Source organism: Bifidobacterium moraviense (assembly GCF_012932365.1).
Classification (GTDB): Bacteria; Actinomycetota; Actinomycetes; order Actinomycetales; family Bifidobacteriaceae; genus Bifidobacterium; species Bifidobacterium moraviense.
This window is the reverse complement of record NZ_JAAIIH010000015.1, coordinates 40,722-57,795: the sequence shown is the minus strand read 5'-3', so window position 1 is coordinate 57,795 and position 17,074 is coordinate 40,722. Positions and strand designations below refer to the sequence as shown.

Sequence of the window (17,074 nt, the reverse complement as noted above, 5' to 3'; positions counted from 1 at the left end):
ATACGGGATCGGACGCTGATGGGGCGGTGGCGTCCGGTTTTGTATCGGTCGGTACGAAACCGGACTCTGACGGTGGCTTGGCGTCCATTTTCGTACGGGTTGATACGAAAACGGACGCGACGGGCGGTCACATGCCTTCGAACAGGACGTACTTCTTGATCCACGCGATCACGTCGTCCACGCCCGCGCCGCCCATGAGGTCGGTGAAGATGTACGGACGGCCGTTGCGCATGCGCTCGGAGTCGCGCGCCATCACGTCGAGGTCGGCGTGCACGAGCGGCGCAAGATCGGCCTTGTTGATGACGAGCAGATCGGAGCGCGTGACGCCCGGTCCGCCCTTGCGCGGGATCTTGTCGCCCTCGTCGGTGGCGATCACGTAGATCGTCGCGTCGGCCAGATCGGGGCTGAACGTGGCGGACAGGTTGTCGCCGCCGGACTCCACGAACATGATCTGCACGTCCGGATGCGCCTTGGCCATCGCCTCGCACGCCTCCAGGTTCATCGAGCAGTCCTCGCGGATCGCGGTATGCGGGCATCCGCCGGTCTCCACGCCCACGATGCGGTCGGGCGAGAGACGCGAATGCTCGATGAGGAACTCGGCGTCCTCCTTGGTGTAGATGTCGTTGGTGACGACGCAGATGCTGTAGTCGTCGGCCATCTTGCGGGTGAGGCGTTCGATGAGCGCGGTCTTGCCGGAGCCGACCGGGCCGGCCACGCCGATGCGTACGTATGACATTGGTTCTCCTTGTTCTCGATGGGGTAGGGTTTTTGGCTCCCCTCAGTCGCCTGTCGGCGACAGCTCCCCTCGGGGAGGGGAGCCAGGGCGGGATGGTTTCCTTTGGCGCCCCTCGGGGAGGGGAGCCGGTCGTGTGTGGCTTTTCTTGGCTCCCCTCGGTGAGGGGAGCTGTCGGCGCAGCCGACTGAGGGGAGCCATCTGCAGTCAGCTCATGTAGAGCCTTGAGTAGAGGGTCTCGTGCTGCATGGCGGCGATGTCGAGGTAGGCGCCGGAGATGCCCAGATCCTCGGGGGCGAGCGTCAGCGCGATGTCCACGGCGCGCACGAGGCGCGGGAACGAGTCGTGCAGCGCCACCTGCCCGGCGTTCTGGCTGAGCGGGATCGCCTTGGCCGCGCACATCGTGAGCGCGCTGAGCAGCGAGTAGCCGTACATCACGGCCGCCTCGCGGATGCCGGGCGCATGGTCCGCCGCATACAGGCCCATGGCGATGGCGTGCACGCCGCGGCAGCGTCCGCTCTCGACGAGCTCGGCGTAGAGGTCCAGACGCGGCGACGCGGCGACGTTCGCGGCGGATCCGTGCAGCCGCGAACGCTCGGTGTGCGTCTTGTGCACGGCGATGATCTCGTCGTCGCGCGCGTCCGCGCCGACGGGCGCTTCGCCATCCGCTGCGTGTGACGTGCGCGCTGCGTCCGTTGCATCCGCCGCGTTCCCGCGATGCCGGTCGGCCGCCACCTGCCCGGCGTCCATCTGCCGCGCGAGCTTGATCAGGCGCGTGCACATGCGCTCGCTGCCCTCGCGGATCTCGCGCGCCGATTGCAGCGCGCTCGCCAGATCGTCCAGCTCGATGATGCGCTTCGCCAGCCCCTTGCGCGACAGCCGCGCGTCGGTGCCGTAGCGTCCGGCCAGCGCCATCTGCCCGATCTCCTTGTACGGCGCCACCTCGAGGTAGTTCTTCATGTACTGCTCGAAGTCGGCGCCGCGGCGCAGGAAGTCGCGCTGCACGAACGTCTCCATGCCGTTGGAGAGGGCGAACGCGCCGATCGGGAACACGCTGTCGCACACCTGCAGCATGGCGAGGCGGCGCGATTCGGTTTCGTTGGCGTTCATGGCGGTGGTCCTGGCATTCATGGGCATTGCGGTTTCGGTGTGCGTGCGGTCAGTGCGTATGCCAGGTGTGGCCGCCGTCATGGCTGTGCATGCCGTCGGCGCGGTGGAGCACGCCGTTGACCTCGTATTCGCCGTCGTGCGCGTCGTGCTCGTGGTGCGCATGATCGCCGTGTTCGTGCGCGTGCTCGTGCGCCTGCTCCCGCGCGAACTGCGCGTCCGCCTCGGCCTCCTGCTCCTCCTCGTTGAGATCGCCCGTGGTCTTGTTGGTGCCGGGGACGATGGTGCCGGAGCCGGCGTGCGCCTTGACGATGAGGAATCCGTCGAATCCGCCTTCGATGATGTGCGGCTCGTAGCCGATCTTCTTGGTGTACTCCATGGTGGGGTGGTCGTACGGCACGAGCACGCGGTCGTCCTCCACCTTGAGGCTCAGGTGGCGGTTGCCCAGCTCGAAGCACAGGCGGCCCATCTCCTTCATGGTGTGCACCGGGATCTCGATGAGCTGCGCCGACTTGATGCGCGCGAAGTAGCGCTTGTCGTCCGTCTCGGCGAGCACGTCGCCGTCCTGGATGGTCCGGCCCACCATGATGCCGAACTCGGTGCCGTCCTCGGCCACCTTCGACAGGCGCTTCTTGCTGGTCTCGAACCATTCGAACGCGATCGGCACGTTGAGCTTGCCGTCGCCGTACGTCTGGCTGATGACGTTGCCGGTTATCTCCTTGGCGATCATCCGCCCTCCTTCATGGCATGGTCATGGCGTTTCGTGGCGTCAGTGTAGCGGCGCGCGTCGCGGCGTTTGTAACGGGCGGAGGAACGATGGGGGATGCGCTCGGCGCACGGCGGCGCATAGGGGCGGATATGTGCGGAAAGCACGCCGGAACGCGCGCGTCGGGCGGCGTTGGAGGACATGGTCCGTATGGCGGACAGTGGCGTGTCGTCAATGATCGCAACGATCCGTGCGCGCGCGATCGTGCGCGAAGCAGCGGCGACGCACAAGTGTGATATTACGTCTGCAAGTTCACGGCATCATGCAACGTCACGCCGCGGCGCCACGGGACACGCAACGCCACAGGAAAACACCACAGGAAGAGAAAAGAGGACGGCCATGCTCGACGGACCCCAGATCACTCTGGCCATGCACATCCCCGACAACTTCGTCTCGCCGTCCACGGGCGGCCTGTTCTGGCTGGTCATGATCCCCGTGTGGACGCTGTGCCTGCGCGCCGTGATGCGTGAGGCGACGCCGGAGAAGATGGCGTATCTGGGCGCGGGCGCCGCGTTCTCGTTCCTCGTGATGATGTTCAACGTGCCCACGCCCGGCGGCACCACCGCGCACGGCGTGGGCGGCGCGCTGATCGCGATGCTGCTCGGGCCGCAGTACGCCACGATCGCCGTGTCCGTGGCGCTGCTGCTGCAGGCGCTGCTGTTCGGCGACGGTGGGCTGATCACCCTGGGCGTCAACTGCTTCAACATGGGCGTGGTGCTGCCGTTCGCGGCGTACGGGGTGGCGGTGCTGCTGCGCGGCTTGCCTGCGCGGGGCGTACCCGGCGGGGCGAGGGACGATGCGGCGGGCGGCTGGCGCGAGCGTGCGGCGCAGTTTGCCGGCGGCTACGTGGGCCTCACGCTGGCGGCGCTGTGCGTGGCGCTGGAGCTGGGCGTGCAGCCGCTGCTGTTCCGCGCGGCGGACGGCCAGGCGCTGTACTTCCCGTTCGCGCTGAACGTGACGGTTCCGGCGATGCTCGTGCCGCACCTGCTGGTGGCGAGCGTGGTGGAGGGTCTCGTCACCGTGGCGGCGGTGGGGTTCGTGCGCCGCAGCGCGCCGGAGCTTGTTGCGGGCGGGACGCCTGCGTCGGCTTCGGAGTCGGTTTCGGTATCGGCATCGACCGCATCGCATCGCGGCGGGCTGCGCTGGTCCGCATGGGTCGCGCTCGGCGTGGCGGCGCTGCTCTCGCCGATCGGCCTGCTGGCCACGGGCGACGCGTGGGGCGAATGGGGCGCCGAGGACTTCATGGGCGCCACCGGGCTCGACTACGTGCCGCGGTACATCGCCGACGGCTTCACGTGGAACGCGCTGCTGCCGGACTATTCGCTGACCGGGCTGCCGGATGCGGCCGGATACGTGCTGTCCGCGGTGATCGGCGTGGCGATCCTCACGATCGCGTTCCGGTTGCTGGCCGCCGCGCTGCCGCGCCGGAGCCGGGGCGCGGGCGCCCGCTGATGCGCGAACCGCCGCGTGAAGCCCGGCCGCCGCGCGATGCCCAGACGCTGCCCGCGTGGCTGTGCACGAGCGAACGCTACGTGCCGCTGCCGGACCGCTCGTCGTTCATCGGACGCAATCTGGGGCACGTCGGCGCGCTGCTCGCGCAGGTCGGCGCTCCGGTGCCGGTCGCGCGCAACGTCGTGGACCGCGCGCTGGGGTGCGTCTCGCCGGCGCTGCGTCTTGCGGGCATCGTCGCGCTCGTCGTCGCCATGAACCTCACGCATGCCATGGCGTTCACCTATCTGCTGTTCGCCCTGACGCTCGTCATGCTCGCCGCGCGCCCGGCGCGGCTCATCGCCGCGATCCTGCGCCCCACGCTCGCCGTGTGCGCGCTGAGCCTCGCGGTGGCGCTGCCGAGCGTGCTGATCGGCCAGGCAGCCACACCCGCGCGTCTGACGCTGCGCGCGTTCGTGGCCGTCTCGCTGGTGGTGGCGCTGGCGCGGACCGTGGCGTGGAACCGGCTGATCGCGTCGCTGCGCGCGTTCGGCTGCCCGGCTTCGGCGGCGTACGTGTGCGACGTGACGATCCAGTTCATCGACGTGCTCGGGCGGTCCATGATGAGCCTGCTCACGGCGCTCAGGCTGCGCAGCGTGGGACGCGACCGCACCAAGCTCACGTCGGCCGGACGGCTGCTCGGCGCGGTGTTCCTGCGCGCGCAGTCGCAGGCGCGCCGGATGGGCCAGGCGATGGTCTGCCGCGGGTTCGACGGCACGTACCCGGTGCGGCGCGTCCGCCCGTCCGCGGGCGGGATCGCGGCGAACGCGGCGTACGCGCTGGGCGTGGCGGCGCTGCTGGCCGCGGCCGCGTATCTGGAGCTGGCGGCGGGGCGGCCGCTGGGATACGCGCTGGGATAATGGGGCGTGATGTTCGGATTCAGACGCAGAGGCAAGGGCGGGGCGGATCTGCCCGCGGACGCCGCGGCATGGTTCTCCGGCGACCCGATCGTGGAGCTGGAGCACGTCGACTTCGCGTATCGCGCTGCCGCGGACATGGGCGCCGGCACCGCGCGTCCGGTGCTGCATGACTTCTCGATGACGGTCCGCCGCGGCGAATGCGTGGCGCTGCTCGGCCCCAACGGCAGCGGCAAGACCACGATCATGACGATCGTCAACGCGCTCGCGTTCCCCGACGCGGGCACGTACCGGCTCGGCGGCACCCCGGTGGAGCGCGCACGCGTGGAGGCGCGCGACAGTCCGTTCGCCAAGGCGCTGCACCAGCGCGTGGGATACGTGTTCCAGAACGCCGAGGTGCAGCTGTTCTGCCCGTCCGTGCGCGAGGAGATCGCGTTCGGCCCGCAGCAGATGGGACTGCCCGATGCCGAGGTGGACCGTCGCGTGCGCGACATGGCCGCGCTGTTCGGACTGGACGCGCTGCTCGAGCGGCCGCCGTACCAGCTCTCCGGCGGCGAGAGGAAGCGCGTGGCGCTGGCGTGCGTGATGTCGATGAACCCGGACCTGCTGGTGCTCGACGAACCCACCGACGGGCTGGACGAGCGCAACACCGACGTGCTGGTGCGCGCGCTGCGCGGGTTCGCGGCCGCCGGCAAGACCGTGCTGTTCTCCACGCATCACGACGACATCGTGCGCGAGCTCGGCGCGCGCGTGGTCCGTCTGGGCTGATCGTCGCGCCGCCGCCATCGCAGATTTGGCAAAACCGACCACGCGCGATCCCCGCGTCATCGCAGATTTGGCGGAAGTGACCCCGGAGGCCCGGAAAATCGCTGCTCCGGGGTCAGTTCCGCCAAATCTGCGGAAAGCGCGCGTCGGAGGATGGTCAGTTCTGCCCAATGTGCACGGTACCGGCGGACGACTATACTGGCCGGCGTCGTGAGGACGTCGTGAGGACGCGGCGCAGGCGACGGCGACCGTCCGGACGGACATCCGGCCGCGTCCGCCGAGCAGGCGGTCCGGCGCCGAGCGGTCCGGCAGCCAAGCACAAGGAACGGAAGCATCATGTACGTCGACCCCGCCCGCAACCGGTCCGCGAGCAACATCCGCTGGATCATGCCCTACTGCCGCCCGGACATGCCGCGCGTGGCCGGCGCGCTCGTGCTGTTCTGCCTCAACAACGCGATGGCGTTCACCATCCCGCTGCTGGCGGGCATGATCGTGGACCAGGTGATCGTGCAGGGCATGCGCGATCGGCTCGTCCCCCTGTGCGCGGCGATGATCGTGGCCACGCTGGTGCGCGTCGGCTCGCGCTACTCGTACGTGATGCTCATGGAACGGTTCGGGCAGAACTCCATCTACCGCCTCGTGTCCGACGAATACGAGCGCCTGCACGAGCTGGACTTCACGTACTTCAACCACACGCGCACCGGCGACATCATGAGCCGCCTCACGTCCGACACCGACGCGATCCGCCACATGCTCAGCTGGGTGAGCTACAACATGCTCGACTGCGTGGTGATGTTCGTGGGCGCGCTGTGCGTGATGTCCGCGATCGACTGGCATCTGGCGCTGGCGCTCGCCTGCATCACGCCGTTCATCTTCGTCGTCACGCGCGCGCTGGCCCGCCACGCCCGCCCGCTGCACTTCGAGATCCGCCAGTCGCTCGCGCGTCTCAACTCGATGGTCGAGGAGAACATCGAGGGCAACCGCGTGGTCAAGGCGTTCGCGCGCGAACCGTACGAGACCGAGAAGTTCGACGCCTGCAACGCCGACTACATGCGCCGCAACATGGATCTGGCGCACAACTCCCGGCGGTACATGCCGTGGCTCGACGGCATGGGCTTCTCGCTGCAGCTCATCACGCTGGCGCTCGGCGGGTACCTGGTGATCAACGGCGTGATGACGCTGGGCAACCTGGTGAGCTTCAACTCGCTGCTGTGGATGATCGACGGCCCGGTGCGCCAGTCCGGCTGGCTCATCAACGACTACCAGCGCTTCAACGCGAGCTGCGTGAAGATCCGCAGCCTGCTCACCGCCGAGTCGCGCATCGAGGACCGGAGCGCGGCGGCGTCTGCGGCGGCATCGGCTGAGGCGTCGGCGTCCGACGCGACGTCCCCCGCGCCCGCCGACCGCATCCGCGGCGACATCCGCTTCGAGCACGTGGGCTTCGCGTTCCCCGACGATCCCGCCACGCCGATCCTGACCGACATCGACTTCCACGTGCCCGCCGGCTCCAAGCTCGGCATCCTGGGCGAGACCGGCTCCGGCAAGTCCACGCTGGTGAGCATGATCGCGCGCTTCTACGATCCCACGGAAGGCCGCGTGCTCGTGGACGGCCGCGACGTGCGCGACTGGCCGCTGGCAAGCCTGCGCGGACAGGTGTGCATCGTGGCGCAGGACACGTTCCTGTTCTCCGACACGATCGGCAACAACATCGCGTTCGGCGCCGGCGACGACATGGCCGGCGACGAGCGCGCGATCCGCCGCGTGGCCGACATCGCCGGCGCCGACGCGTTCATCAGCGCCCTGCCCGAAGGCTACGACACCGTGGTGGGGGAGCGCGGCGTGGGACTCTCCGGCGGGCAGAAGCAGCGCCTGAGCCTGGCGCGCGCGCTCGCCGACGACCCGGCCATCCTCGTCATGGACGACACCACGTCCGCCGTGGACATGGCCACCGAGGCGGAGATCCAGCGGCATCTGGCGTCCATGGGCGGCGGACGCACGATCGTCACCATCGCGCACCGCATCTCGTCGGTCAAGGACGCGGACCTGATCCTGGTGCTGGAGCGCGGGCACATCGTGGAGCGCGGCACGCACGCCGAGCTCACGGCCGCGCGCGGACGCTACTGGGAGATCTACCAGCGGCAGCTCGGCATGGACGCCGACGCGCTGCAGGGCTGACGCGGCACGGACACCACACGAAACGACGCATCGCGCGAAACGACGCATCGCACGACACGGCACAGACAGGGCAGACGGGACGGAGCAACATGGCGCAACGCAACACCTTCCGCGAGGACGAGGAGCTCGAGGAGCGCATCAACCTGCGCGACATCCTGCGCGTGGGACGGTATCTGAAGCCGTATCTGGGCCGCGTGGCGCGCATCCTCGCCGTGGTGGTGACGATGAGCTGCATCCAGGTGGCCGTGCCGTACCTGACGAAGATCATGATCGACGAGGCGATCCCGAACCGCGACCTCGCCACGCTGGGCACGCTCGCCGGCGTCCTGGGCGCGCTCATCGTGACGTACGAGCTGGGCCTGCGCTACCGCACGGTGGCGATCACGCGCGTGGGCCAGCTCATGCTCAGGGACATGCGCCGCGACATCTTCACGCACATCCAGACGCTCCCGTTCGACTACTTCGACTCGCGCCCGCACGGCAAGATCCTGGTGCGCGTGGTCAACTACGTGAACACCCTCTCGGACACGCTCTCCTCCGGTCTGATCAGCGTGATCGCCGACGTGTTCACGTTCGCCATCACGCTCGTGGCGATGTTCGTGATCGACTGGCGCCTCGCCGCGTTCAGCCTGGCGCTGTTCCCCGTGCTGGTGGCGTGGGTGACGACGCTCAAGCACTTCCAGCGCCGGGCGTACCGGATCCTGTCCAACAAGCAGAGCAACCTCAACGCCTACATCCACGAGTCCATCGCGGGCGTGAAGACCACGCAGACGTTCGCGCAGGAGGCCGCGCAGTTCCGCACGTTCCAGGAGCAGCAGGGCGAGGTGCGGCGCGCGTGGATGCGCACCGTGCACATCCAGTTCCTCATGTGGCCGGGCATCCAGACCATCTCCGTGACCACGATCTCGCTCATCTACTACGTGGGCGTCACGGGGCTCGGCGGCGTGGACGTGACCACCGGCGTGCTCATCGCGTTCGTGGGGTACGCGAACAACTTCTGGAACCCGGTGATCAACATCGCGAACTTCTACAACCAGCTCATCACGTGCAGCGCGTATCTGGAGCGCATCTTCGAGACGATGGACATCGTGCCCTCGATCCGCGACCGCGCCGACGCGCGCGACCTGCCGCCGATCGGCGGGCGCGTGGATTTCGACCACGTCACGTTCCGCTACGAGGAGGACGGCGAGACGATCCTCGACGACGTGGACCTGCACGTGGCGCCCGGACGCACCGTGGCGCTCGTGGGCCCCACCGGCGCGGGCAAGACCACGATCGTGAGCCTCATGTCGCGCTTCTACGACGTGAGCGCGGGCGCGGTGCGCGTCGACGGGCACGACGTGCGCGGGGTGACGCTCGCCTCGCTGCGCCGGCAGATGGGCGTGATGCTGCAGGACACGTTCATCTTCTCCGGCAACGTGCGCGAGAACATCCGCTACGGGCGCCTCGACGCCACGGACGAGGAGGTGGAGGCGGCGGCGCGCGCGGTGCACGCGCACGAGTTCATCATGGAGCTGCCGGACGGCTACGACACGGCGGTGCAGGAGCGCGGCTCGACGCTGTCCGCCGGGCAGCGCCAGCTCATCGCGTTCGCGCGCGTGCTGCTGGCCGACCCGCGCATTCTGATCCTGGACGAGGCGACGAGCAACATCGACACGCACACCGAGGAGGCGCTGCAGGCGGGCCTGCGGCACCTGCTCAAGGGGCGCACGAGCTTCATCATCGCGCACCGCCTGAGCACCATCGAGAACGCGGACGAGATCTTCGTGATCGACCACGGGCGGATCGTGGAGCACGGCTCGCACGCGGAGCTGCTGGCGGCGAAGGGCGAATACTGGCGGCTGCACGAGTCGCAGTACGCGATGATCCGCGCGGAGGAGGCGGCCGGGATGTCCGAGGTGGCCGGGGCGTAGCGGTTCGCGCGGCCGTGGTTTGCGGCGGCGGTGTGCGATCGTGCCGGGCGATGTCCATGATGTGACACACTGCGGAAACGTTGTCATTCCTTGTGTTGGCGCGGTTTGTGTGGTTTGCGCCGTCATTGTTTGACAACGTTTGCTATCATGTGATGCAACAATACAACGCAACGAAGCTGTAGGGTGCCAATCCATTGAGCTGTTTCGGATTGATGACGCCCAAGAGAAGAGACAACGTTTGCATCGATAGGGATGTCCGAAGGAGGGCGTCATGGATATGCGGTCTGCGCGATCGACGGTCCGGGCATTGCGACGTCTGGCCTCCGCGGCGCTGCTCGTCGCCGTCGTGGCGGCGAACGCCTGTCTGGCTCCGGTTTCGATGGGCGCGGACTCGGCGTCTGCGGCGTTCGGCGATCTCCCCGCCGGGAGCCTGTGCACGCCCACCGAACAGTCCATGGGCACCAACGTCGACGCCTCCAAGGACCGCGATCCCGGCGTCGCCACGTGGGTGGGCGGCAACATGTACATCGGCAGGAAGCCCGCGGACACCGCCGCATGGACGAACGGCACCGGTCCCGACGGCTCGTACGCCGTGGAGGCCGAGGGCCTGACGGTCGTCAACGGCAAGCTGATGATGAAGCCGCTCAAGAACTCATGGAAGGGCGCAGGCTTCCGCTTCGGCATTGCCGGCTTCGGCACGCAGTTCCGCCCCGCGCGGAACAGCACCGCCCTGGTGGTCGGCGGCAACACCACCGACACCACCCTGCCGGATTGGTCGAACGTGCAGGCGTGGTCCCATTCCGGATTCCTGCGCGACAACGGCCATATCGCGTCGATCGCCGGTAAGAGCTCCGACCTCTGGGGCGCGACCGCGCAGGGCACGAAGTCCCTCGACAAGAACCCGGCCAATACGGATGCCGCGGTCAACTGGAACGTGACCAATCCGATGAAGCACGTCACCGTCAGAAGCGGTGACGACGACACCGACACCACCGACGACGTCAGGAACCTTTCCGAGTCCGAGTACTACCAGGACTACGTCGTCGAAGACATCTCCGCCCCGCTGGCCTTCCAGACCGCGACGGGCACGGTGACGCAGGGCGTCTCCACTCTGGACGCGCTGATTCGTCACAAGTACAACTACTACACCGAGGGGAATGACGCAGGCAGCTCCCTCCAGTACGATTTCATGTACACCGATGACGCCAAGAACGGGACCGGCCGCGGTCTCGAAACCACCGACTCGTACACCAACCGCGAGAAGCTGATCACGTTCACCGGCACGAACAACCCCACGATGGAAGTGTTCGACCTCGACGCGAGCATGCTCACCGACTACATCGACGGCACACGTTACCGTGGCGTGGCATTCGCGTTCACGAACATCACCGACACCGCGTCCGTGGTGATCAATGTGACCGGTGATAGCAAGGACATCTCCTTCCATAACGGTTGGCAGTTCTGGTGGAATGGCACGGAGATCTCCGACGGCTATTCCAACTACAACAGCATGAGCACCGACGAGAATCTGAAAAAGAAGTCGGAGCTTTACGCGAAGGCCGCGCAGAAGATCCTGTGGAACTTCCACGACACGAACAGCCTCACCATCTACGGCGGCATCGCCAACGAGGGCACGGACAAGTACACGGAGGACGACCCGGCCGCCGCGATGCTGGGCAGCATCATCGTGGTCGGCAACGCCGAATCCGGCAACAACGGGAAGAACGCGGACAACACCACCGGCAACTTCGAGTCGCACGTGACCACGAACGGCCGCGTGTACACCGAGGGCGACTTCTCCATGCACAACCCGTACTACGCGGCGAAGTTCACCCAGCAAGGCGCGAACGACGGCGACTCCGCCTCCGTGATCGACATGGACCAGGAACGCCACAACTTCCCGTGGAACGGCTCCTACACCGAAGCCTGCGCCGCCATCGCCTAGACCAAGACCCGCGAGGACGGCACCTCGAGGCTCGCCGGCACCACCTGGGCCGTGTACGGCACGTACGACGACGCCGTGAACGGCAGGAATCCGCTGCTCACCGTCAAGGACAACGACTTCCGGGACAAGAACGCCGACGGCGGCGAATTCACCGTCGAAGGCCTCGCGCCGGAAGCCAACTACTTCCTCAAGGAGACCGGCGCCGACGAAGGCTTCCAGCTCAACGGCACCATCTACCACGTGACCACCGGCAAAGCCACGAGCGAGGCCGCGAAAGTCACCCAATCGGTGACGAGGAACGTGCACGGCACGCTCGAGACCGGTACGGCCGGCATGAAGAACGGCAACATCACCAACAAACCCACCGAAGCGACCTGGAGCAAAACCGACGTCAATGGCGCCAAGCTCGCCGGATCACAGTGGAAACTCGTCAGATCGAACGGCGTCGCCTACTGCGTGGCCGACGACGTGACCGTCGGCGCGGACGGCGCGGTCAGCCCGTCCGGAACCACGTTCAAGGACTGCCCGGACGGCGCCACGACGATCTCCGACCACGCCGCCGGAACGGCCGGCACCGGCGTCATCACCGTGAAGGAGCTGCCCGCCGGCATCTACACGCTCACCGAGACCAAGGCCCCCGCCGGCTATCAGGTCTCCATGGACACGTACACGCTCGTCATCAGGGACGACAGCACCGCCTCCACCATCACCAAGAACGGTTCCGCGCTCGTTGACAACACCGTGACCGACGAAGCGTTGCCGGTGGACGTGGAGATCCCGGTCCGGAAGACCGTGACCGGCGGCTCGTGGCCGAAGACCGACGGCAGGTATGTGCCGTTCCGGTTCGCCATCACCGGTGACTCCGACGACGCCGGGGGATGGCCCGTGCCCAAAGGGTGCGACAACCTCGCCGACTGCATCATCGACCTCGCCCCGGCGGACCACGCCACCGACCCGACGCAGGCCGTCGCGTCGTTCGGCAAACTCACGTTCACCGACGCGCAACTGTCCGACGAGCCCGGCAGCGGCGGCGACTACGCGAAGACCTACACGTACAAGATCGCCGAAGTCGCGGGTTCCGACCCGTTCGTCACCTACTCGAAGGCCGAGTACCGGCTCACCATCACCGTGAGCCGCGCCACCGACGAATCCGGCGCGCACGCCGGCATCAAGGCGCACGCCGTGCTGGTGCGCGTGAAGGACGATGACGGGAACGCCGCATCCGGTGACGACGCCACCGTGGGCGAGTGGACCGTCACGTCCGGCGATGCCGCGGATGCTGCGAATGCAAAAGCCACGGCCTTCACCAATGCGGTCTCCGGTCCCGTTCTTCCGGCCACCGGCGGCGCGGGCACCGTGGGACTCACGGTCGCCGGCGCGATCGCCGTGCTCGTCGCATCGGCGGGACTGGCCGTGGTCAGGAGGCCGAGACGATGACCGGTGCACGAACGAGGGGAGAAGACCCGTAGCCTCCGCGATCCCCGACCCATGCAGCCACTCCGACCATTCCGCCACTTCAACCGTCATTTCAAACAGCACAACCATCCGAAAGGAACCATCATGAAGAAGCTGAGCAAGGCCCTGCTGGGCCTCATCGCCGCAGTGGCGATGCTCTTCACCGGTCTCGCCACCGGCACCGCCGCCGTGGCCGACACCGGTGGTCAGACCAATAACACGTACTCCATCACCATCAAGAACGGCACTGAGGGCTACACGTACGAGGCCTATCAGGTGTTCAAGGGCGATCTGTCGGACAGTACCCTGTCGAACATCCAATGGGGTGACGGCGTCAACGGCACCGAGTTGCTGGCGGCGCTGAAGGACGATGAGACACTGAAGGACACGTTCAAGAACGCCAAGGACGCCGCCGACGTGGCGGCGAAACTGTCCAGCGACAACGTCCAGAAGTTCGCGGAGATCGTCAGCGATCACGTGACGGCGGCACAGAGCAGCGTCGATTCGCCGACCAACGGCAAGTACGTCATCTCTAATCTCGCCGCCGGCTACTACCTGGTGAAGAACACGAAGGTGCCGACCGGCGTGGATGCGGCCTACTCCAAGCTCATCATCAAGGTGACGGACAATGTGGAGGCCGAATCGAAGATGGACAAGCCGAAGGTCACCAAGAAAGTCAAGGACGTCAACGACTCCACCGGCGCTGTCTCCGACTGGCAGGACACCGCCGACCACGACATCAACGACTGGATCGACTACAAGCTGGACGGCACGCTGCCGGCCGACTACGACGCCTATAACACGTACTCCTACACGTTCACCGATACGCTCTCGGAAGGGCTCACGTACGACGGCAACAACGAGAGCCACAAGGTGAAGGTGTACGTGGTGAACAAGGGCGCCGATGGCAAGGAAGTCGAGACCGCGATCACCGACGGATACACCGTGGACGCAGTCAAAGACGATGACGGAAAGCTCGGTGCCCCGTACGAGAACGGCACCACGCTGACCGTGGCGTTCGCCGATCTGAAGTCCGCTACCGTGGATGGCGGTGTCAAGATCACCAAGGACAGCATCATCCGCGTCACGTATCAGGCTCAGCTTAACGACCACGCCAAGGTCGGTTCCACCGGCAACCCGAACGAGGTGACTCTGACGTACTCCAACAATCCAACCAAGGAGGGCACCGGCACGACGGCTCCGGACAAGGTCACGGTGTTCACGTTCACGCTCAATGTCAACAAGTACGTCGACTCCGTGTCCAACAAGAAGCCCGGTGCCAAGTTCACCCTGTCGAAGCTCAAGGACGGCAACTGGACCGAGGTCAAGAAGTACGACAGCGGCACCGAAACCACCTTCGAGTTCAAGAGGCTGGACGATGGCTGCTACAAGCTCGTGGAGGACGCGGCCCCCGCCGGCTACAACAGGATGGCTGACCTCTACTTCACGGTGGCGGCCACGCACACCGTGGATCAGGAGAATGACGGTGGCAATCTGGAGCTGAAGAGTCTGACGATCACGGTGACGGACGCGAGCGGTACGGAGCTGACCAGTACCGACATCCAGAAGTTCACCACCGACATGACCAGCGCCACCGTCAACATCAGCACCGACATCATCAACCACAAGGGCTCCACGCTGCCGTCCACCGGCGGCATGGGCACGGTGATCCTGTACGCGGCGGGCGGCATGTGCCTGCTGGCCGCGGGACTGTGGTTCGGACTGCGTCGCCGCACCGCGCGCTGAGCGCGGGACCGCGAACGCATCGCATCGCCGCGAGCACATCGCACGCCGAACGGACCTGACCATGACCACCCGCCAGCATCATCGCCGCAGGAACGCCGGAACCGCGCCCGTCGCAGCCGACGCGCTCTCCCGCGTGCTCTCCGCGTTCTTCGCCGTGGTGCTGGTGGCGGGCGTCTGCCTGGTCTCGTACCCCACGGTGAGCGACTGGTGGAACCGCATGCATCAGTCGCGCGCTGTGGCGTCGTACATCGAGCAGACCGAGGACCTCTCCGCCGTGCAGCGGCAGACGATGCTGGACGCGGCGCAGGCGTACAACCGGCGTCTGGCGCAGCGCGACGACCGCGGCCGCTGGACCATGACCGACGCCGAGCGCGCCGAATACGACTCGCTGTTGGACGTGAGCGGCACCGGCGTGATGGGGTACGTGACCATCCCTCGGATCGCCGTGCGCCTGCCCATCTACCACGGCACCGACGAAGGCGTGCTACAGATCGCGGTGGGGCATCTGGCCGGCAGCTCCCTGCCGGTGGGCGGCGCGGACACGCACGCGGTGGTCTCCGGGCACACCGGGCTGCCCAGCGCGAAGCTGCTCACCGGGCTGGACCGGCTGCGGGAGGGCGACACGTTCGCCTTCCACGTGCTCGGCGAGACGCTCACCTACCAGGTGGACCGCATCGACGTGGTGCTGCCGGACGAACTGGACGTGCTGGGCATCGAACCCGGACGGGACTACGCCACGCTGGTCACCTGCACGCCGTACGGGGTCAACTCGCATCGGCTGCTGGTGCGCGGGCACCGCATCCCCACGCCCGCCGAGCCGGACGACGTCGACTACGCGGCGCCGGTCGCGCTCATGGGGCTGGCGATCGGTGCGGGCGCCGGCGCGCTGCTGGCGGCGGCCGCGGTGGCGGCGTGGCGTCTGACGCGCAGGCGTCCGCGCTGCCGCGGCGCGCACATCAGCGGTGCGCACATCACACAGGAACATCACATGCACGAGGAGCGATGATGAACAACGTGATCGGAGACTTCCTCACCCGGTGGGGAACGCGGCTGCTGGGCGCGATCGGCGCGCTGGCCGTGACGCTCGCCGCGATCTGCTGCCCGGCCGTGGCCGCGGCCGACGCAGGAACGGCGTCCGCTGGGTCCGGCGACGGGTCGATCACGGTGACCTACGAGAAGGACGGCACGGCGCTCGCCGGCGTGGAGGTGCGCGTGCATCGCGTGGCCGAGATCGCCGCGGATGGCGCGTCCGGCGGCGCACCCACGCCCACGCCCGACTTCGCCGGGTACGCCGTGGACTGGGGCGCGTCCGGCGACGAGGCGCTGCGCACGCTCGCGGAGACGCTCGCCGGATACGCGGCGCGCGACGGCATCGAGCCGCTGGGCACCCGTGCCACGGACGCGCACGGCACGGCCGCGTTCGAGGGACTGCCGCGCGGGCTGTATCTGGTGATCGTGGGCGCATACCGCGGCGACGCGCTGCGGTGCGACGCCGCCGCGATGCTGGTGGCACTGCCCTCCGGCGACGCGGCGACGTCCGATGCCGCGGCGGCGATGCACGTGACGCTGCAGCCCAAGTCCGACTGCACGCCCGGCTCCACGCCGCCTCCTACGACTCCGCCGGCCACTCCGCCGCCGACCATCCCTCCGACGACGCCTCCCACCACGCCACCCGAGACCCCGCCTGCCACCCCGCCCTCCGAGACGCCGCGGAACGCATCGCTCACCGTGCGCAAGGTCTGGCGCGACGACGACGCGTCCACGCGCCCGGAGAGCATCGTGGTGCAGCTGCTGCGCGACGGCGAGGTGCACGATCAGGTGACGCTGGACGCCGCGGGCGGCTGGTCGCACACGTGGACGGACCTGGAGTCCGGGCACGACTGGCGCGTGGTGGAACGGTCCGTGCCCGACGGCTACACCGTGGCCGTGGACCGTGAAGGCGCGGAGACGCTGATCGTCAACACCGGCACCACGCCCGTCCCGCACACGGGCGCCGCGGTGGTGCTTCCCGCTGCAGCGGGCGCGATCTGCCTGCTGCTGGCCCTGATGCTGCTGGCCATGCGCCGGCACCTGCGCCGGCGGAACTGAAAAACAGCCGTTGTCCGACCCGTCGGCGCGCGTACG

General features: G+C 67.7%; 13 protein-coding genes and 1 pseudogene. 11 read left to right on the top strand and 3 right to left on the bottom strand.

Annotated features, from left to right (window positions below; translation table 11 throughout):
• Positions 1–127: 127 nt before the first annotated feature.
• The 3 genes from ureG to G1C96_RS08465 all read right to left on the bottom strand — a co-directional run bounded on the left by ureG (position 128) and on the right by G1C96_RS08465 (position 2,570).
• Positions 128–736, bottom strand: a complete 609-nt coding sequence (ureG, locus tag G1C96_RS08475) for an urease accessory protein UreG (RefSeq protein WP_169276158.1) — start codon at positions 734–736, stop codon at positions 128–130.
• A gap of 204 nt (positions 737–940) precedes the next feature.
• Positions 941–1,843 (bottom strand): urease accessory protein UreF, encoded by a 903-nt coding sequence (locus tag G1C96_RS08470; protein ID WP_169276157.1) that lies wholly within the window; start codon positions 1,841–1,843, stop codon positions 941–943.
• Between the two features lie 49 nt (positions 1,844–1,892).
• Positions 1,893–2,570, bottom strand: coding sequence for an urease accessory protein UreE (locus G1C96_RS08465; RefSeq protein WP_169276156.1), 678 nt, complete (start codon positions 2,568–2,570; stop codon positions 1,893–1,895).
• Between the two features lie 375 nt (positions 2,571–2,945).
• Between G1C96_RS08465 and cbiM the strand changes: the two genes are divergently transcribed.
• The 11 genes and pseudogenes from cbiM to G1C96_RS08415 all read left to right on the top strand — a co-directional run bounded on the left by cbiM (position 2,946) and on the right by G1C96_RS08415 (position 17,038).
• Positions 2,946–4,058 (top strand): cobalt transporter CbiM, encoded by a 1,113-nt coding sequence (gene cbiM, locus G1C96_RS10315; protein ID WP_240945179.1) that lies wholly within the window; start codon positions 2,946–2,948, stop codon positions 4,056–4,058.
• Positions 4,058–4,954, top strand: a complete 897-nt coding sequence (locus G1C96_RS08455) for an energy-coupling factor transporter transmembrane component T (protein ID WP_169276155.1) — start codon at positions 4,058–4,060, stop codon at positions 4,952–4,954. Before cbiM ends, G1C96_RS08455 begins: the two co-directional genes overlap by 1 nt.
• Positions 4,955–4,963: 9 nt before the next feature.
• The gene (locus G1C96_RS08450; protein ID WP_205832106.1) at positions 4,964–5,719 is read left to right on the top strand and encodes an energy-coupling factor ABC transporter ATP-binding protein; all 756 of its coding nucleotides are present in this window, start codon (positions 4,964–4,966) and stop codon (positions 5,717–5,719) included.
• 333 nt (positions 5,720–6,052) lie between these two features.
• Positions 6,053–7,891: an ABC transporter ATP-binding protein gene (locus G1C96_RS08445; RefSeq protein WP_169276154.1), complete on the top strand. Its 1,839-nt coding sequence runs from the start codon at positions 6,053–6,055 to the stop codon at positions 7,889–7,891.
• A gap of 89 nt (positions 7,892–7,980) precedes the next feature.
• Positions 7,981–9,804: an ABC transporter ATP-binding protein gene (locus tag G1C96_RS08440; RefSeq protein WP_169276153.1), complete on the top strand. Its 1,824-nt coding sequence runs from the start codon at positions 7,981–7,983 to the stop codon at positions 9,802–9,804.
• Positions 9,805–10,075: 271 nt separating this feature from the next.
• Positions 10,076–11,749, top strand: coding sequence for a choice-of-anchor A family protein (locus G1C96_RS08435; RefSeq protein ID WP_169276152.1), 1,674 nt, complete (start codon positions 10,076–10,078; stop codon positions 11,747–11,749).
• Positions 11,750–11,761: 12 nt separating this feature from the next.
• Positions 11,762–11,998, top strand: a pseudogene (locus G1C96_RS10390) (SpaA isopeptide-forming pilin-related protein); the annotation flags it as partial.
• Positions 11,999–12,082: 84 nt separating this feature from the next.
• Positions 12,083–13,186: a SpaA isopeptide-forming pilin-related protein gene (locus G1C96_RS08430; RefSeq protein ID WP_240945183.1), complete on the top strand. Its 1,104-nt coding sequence runs from the start codon at positions 12,083–12,085 to the stop codon at positions 13,184–13,186.
• Positions 13,187–13,309: 123 nt separating this feature from the next.
• A complete protein-coding gene (locus tag G1C96_RS08425; RefSeq protein ID WP_169276150.1) occupies positions 13,310–14,950 on the top strand; it encodes a SpaH/EbpB family LPXTG-anchored major pilin in 1,641 nt (546 codons plus the stop codon).
• A gap of 61 nt (positions 14,951–15,011) precedes the next feature.
• A complete protein-coding gene (locus G1C96_RS08420) occupies positions 15,012–15,956 on the top strand; it encodes a class C sortase (protein ID WP_169276149.1) in 945 nt (314 codons plus the stop codon).
• Entirely contained in the window at positions 15,953–17,038 is a 1,086-nt protein-coding gene (locus G1C96_RS08415; RefSeq protein WP_169276148.1) for a Cna B-type domain-containing protein, read from the top strand. Before G1C96_RS08420 ends, G1C96_RS08415 begins: the two co-directional genes overlap by 4 nt.
• Positions 17,039–17,074 lie beyond the last annotated feature (36 nt).